4 protein-coding genes and 1 pseudogene are annotated in these 3482 nt (G+C 64.7%); all 5 read left to right on the forward strand.

Going from position 1 to position 3482, the window contains the following annotated elements; translation table 11 throughout:
• Positions 1–1114, forward strand: a 1114-nt coding sequence (locus MOV75_RS31365; RefSeq protein WP_247007257.1) for a glutamate-5-semialdehyde dehydrogenase, incomplete at its 5' end; no start/stop codon positions are given.
• Positions 1115–1134: 20 nt separating this feature from the next.
• Positions 1135–1779: a nicotinate-nucleotide adenylyltransferase gene (locus tag MOV75_RS31370; RefSeq protein WP_246931393.1), complete on the forward strand. Its 645-nt coding sequence runs from the start codon at positions 1135–1137 to the stop codon at positions 1777–1779.
• A 214-nt stretch (positions 1780–1993) separates the two neighbouring features.
• A complete protein-coding gene (rsfS, locus tag MOV75_RS31375; protein ID WP_027515020.1) occupies positions 1994–2350 on the forward strand; it encodes a ribosome silencing factor in 357 nt (118 codons plus the stop codon).
• 111 nt (positions 2351–2461) lie between these two features.
• Positions 2462–2944, forward strand: coding sequence for a 23S rRNA (pseudouridine(1915)-N(3))-methyltransferase RlmH (gene rlmH, locus MOV75_RS31380; protein WP_246931392.1), 483 nt, complete (start codon positions 2462–2464; stop codon positions 2942–2944).
• Between the two features lie 32 nt (positions 2945–2976).
• A pseudogene (locus MOV75_RS31385) lies at positions 2977–3482 on the forward strand (hypothetical protein); the annotation flags it as partial.

The following is a 3482-nucleotide window of genomic DNA, read 5'->3' on the forward strand; positions in this document are numbered from 1 at the left end:
CAATGCCGAGGACGTCGCCGAGGCCCGCGCCTCCAGTAACGCCACCTCCTCCTTCATCGACCGCCTGACGCTGACGCCGTCGCGGGTCGAGGCGATGGCCGAAGGCGTCGGCATCGTGCGCGGCATCGCCGATCCGATCGGCATCGTCACCGAGAGCTGGCAGCGGCCGAATGGCATCACGATCGAGCGGGTGCGCGTGCCGCTCGGCGTCGTCGGAGTGATTTTCGAGAGCAGGCCCAACGTCGCGGCGGACGCCGGCGTACTGTGCCTGAAATCCGGCAATGCCGTGGTCCTGCGCGGCGGCTCCGACAGTTTCCGGTCGTGCCGCGCGATCCATGACTGCCTGGTGCAAGGCCTGCGCGAAGCGGGCCTGCCTGAAGCCGCGATCACGCTGGTGCCGACGCGCGACCGCGCGGCGGTCGGCATGATGCTGTCGGGGTTGAACGGCGCCGTCGACGTGATCGTGCCCCGCGGGGGAAAAAGCCTCGTTGCACGCGTCGAGCAGGAAGCGCGCGTGCCGGTGTTTGCGCATCTCGAAGGCGTCAATCACGTCTATGTCGATGCCAGCGCCGACCTTGCCATGGCGAAGTCGATCGTGCTGAACGCAAAAATGCGCCGCACCGGCGTCTGCGGCGCGGCCGAGACGCTGCTGGTCGATCGCGCTGCTGCCGGCAAAAACCTGAAGCCGCTGGTCGAGATGCTGATCGAGGCGGGCTGCGAGGTGCGCGGGGATGAAACAGTGCAAAGGACGGATGCGCGCGTAAAACCTGCGAGCGAAGATGATTGGGACACCGAATATCTCGACGCGATCATCGCGGCGAAGGTGGTGGACGGCGTCGACGGCGCGATCGCGCACATCCAGAACCACGGTTCGCATCACACCGATGCGATCGTGAGCGCGGATGGGGCGGCTGCGAACAAATTCCTGAACGAGGTCGATTCCGCGATCGTGCTGCACAACGCCTCGACGCAGTTCGCCGATGGCGGCGAGTTCGGGTTCGGCGCCGAGATCGGCATCGCCACCGGCCGCTTCCACGCTCGCGGCCCTGTCGGCGCCGAGCAGCTGACGAGCTTCAAATATCGCGTTCGCGGCACCGGGCAGACGCGGCCGTAAGCAACGTCGCGGGGCGGGCATTGAGCAACAATTTCGTCGTGCCGCGTTTCCCGGCGCAAGCGGTCCCGCCCACCACGGAGGGCATGCGCATCGGCCTGCTCGGCGGCTCGTTCAATCCGCCGCACCAGGCCCATCGCGCCATTAGCCAGTTCGCGCTGAAGCGATTGCAACTCGATCGCGTCTGGTGGCTGGTGACGCCTGGCAACCCGCTCAAGGAGAACGGCGCGCTGCATGAGCTCGGCGCGCGCATGCAGGCGGCGCGCGAGGTCGCTGATGATCCGCGCATCGAGGTCAGCTGTCTCGAATCCGTCATTCGTACCCGCTATACTATCGACACGATCAACATCTTGCGCCGCCGCTTCCCTGGCTTGCGCTTTGTCTGGATCATGGGCGCCGACAACCTCGCTCAATTCCACCGTTGGCAGGACTGGCGGCGCATCGCCGCCCAGGTGCCGATGGCCATCATCGATCGCCCGCCGCAGAGTTTTCGCGCCCTCGCCTCCCCCGCGGGACAGGCATTATCGCGCTACCGCCTTCCCGAGGAAAAAGCGGCACTGCTGGCGGACCGGAGGCCGCCGTCCTGGGTGTTTTTGACCGGATTGAAGCTGAATCTCTCCTCGACGGGCCTGCGGAACCCGGACGGGAGCTGGAAAGGTACGAAGTGAGTCAGAGTATGCCGAAGTGGTGTGGACTTCGGGCTCTCTGGCATATTGAAACCCTTAACCCCACATGATGTAGTGTAACCAGTGAGCGTCGGATTCGGCGTTCGCGATACAGTGAAAGGAATGGTCCCTGACCACATCTGTATTGTCCAAGACAGAGTCTGTTTTACCCAAGGTTGCCAAGCCGGCGCGTAAAACATCGACCAAAGCTGCGGCCTTGAAGGCGCAACCCGACGCCGACAAGACGCTGAGCCTGATCCTCTCCCGCCTCGACGACATGAAGGCGGAAGAGACGGTCACCATCGACCTTCGCGGCAAATCGGCGTACTCCGACTACATGATCGTCACCACCGGCCGGGTGAACCGGCACGTCGGCGCGATCGCGGAAAACGTCGCCAAGGGCCTCAAGGAAAACGGCATCAAGAACATCCACGTCGAGGGCTTGCCCAATTGCGACTGGGTGTTGATCGATTCCGGCGACGTGATCGTGCACGTGTTCCGACCCGAGGTCCGCGAGTTCTACAATCTCGAGCGATTGTACACGCAGGGCCCAGGGGCGGCGAAGGCGATCTAGGCTCATCGGGCCGATTTCGAATCGGCTGACGCGCATGCTAGCGTCGTGCGCGCGCTTATTGCGCGCGATCTTGAAAACGCGACCCTGAAGATATCAGCCCCTGAAGATATCATGCGTGTTGCTGTCATTGCGGTGGGCCGGCTGAAGCAAGGCCCCGAACGGGAGCTTGCCGACCGCTATTTCGAGCGGTTCGACGAGGCCGGCCGCAAGCTCGGATTCCGCGAGCTCCTGGTCCACGAGATCCCCGAAAGCCGCGCGCGAGACACCGCGACGCGGATGAGCGAGGAGGCCGCGGCGATCTCCGTCCATATTCCGGAAAAGTCGATCCTGGTGGCGCTGGACGAGCGCGGCCAGAATCTGGATTCCACCGTATTCGCACGGCATCTCGGCCGCTGGCGCGACGAAGGCGCCGGACATACTATCTTCGTGATCGGAGGGGCGGACGGACTTTCGCCCGAATTGCGCCGTAAGGCCAAGCTCGCGATCGCGTTCGGCTCTGCGACCTGGCCGCACCAAATGGTCCGCGTCATGCTTCTGGAACAGCTTTATCGGGCCGCCACCATTCTGGCCGGCCACCCCTATCACCGCGCGTGATGCGCGCCACAACGAGCACCTTTGCCGACACGATGCGAGCGCCGCTCCTCAACCTGTTGCTGATTACAAGCGTTGCCGGCGCAAGCCTCGCGCAAGCTCAGACGGCAACGCCGGCGCCGCAGACCGCAGCCGTCTCGCCCGATGCCATCAAGCAGCGCGAGCAGGAGCTGGAAGCCGCCCGCGCCAGGCAGAAGAGCGCGGAGGAAGCACAGGCCAAGCTCAAGGCCGAGATCACCGCGCTCGGCCAGGACCGCACCCAGCTCAATCAGCAGCTGATCGACACCGCCGCCAATGTGCGCAGCGTGGAGACCAAGATCGACGAGACCGAAGCACGGCTGCGCGCGCTGAACGGACGCGAGCAGGCGATGCGCACCTCGCTGGATTCGCGCCGCGCCGACATCGTCGAGGTGCTGGCGGCGTTGCAGCGGGCCGGGCGGCAGCTTGAAGATGTCGGGGCTCTTGGCGTCGGCCACGTAGAACAGCAGAAGGCTGGTCGGGGTCAGCACACGCTGGTTGTTCTCCTTGTTCTCGAACGTGC

The sequence above is a fragment of the Bradyrhizobium sp. PRIMUS42 genome (assembly GCF_023006515.1).
Classification (GTDB): domain Bacteria; phylum Pseudomonadota; class Alphaproteobacteria; order Rhizobiales; family Xanthobacteraceae; genus Bradyrhizobium.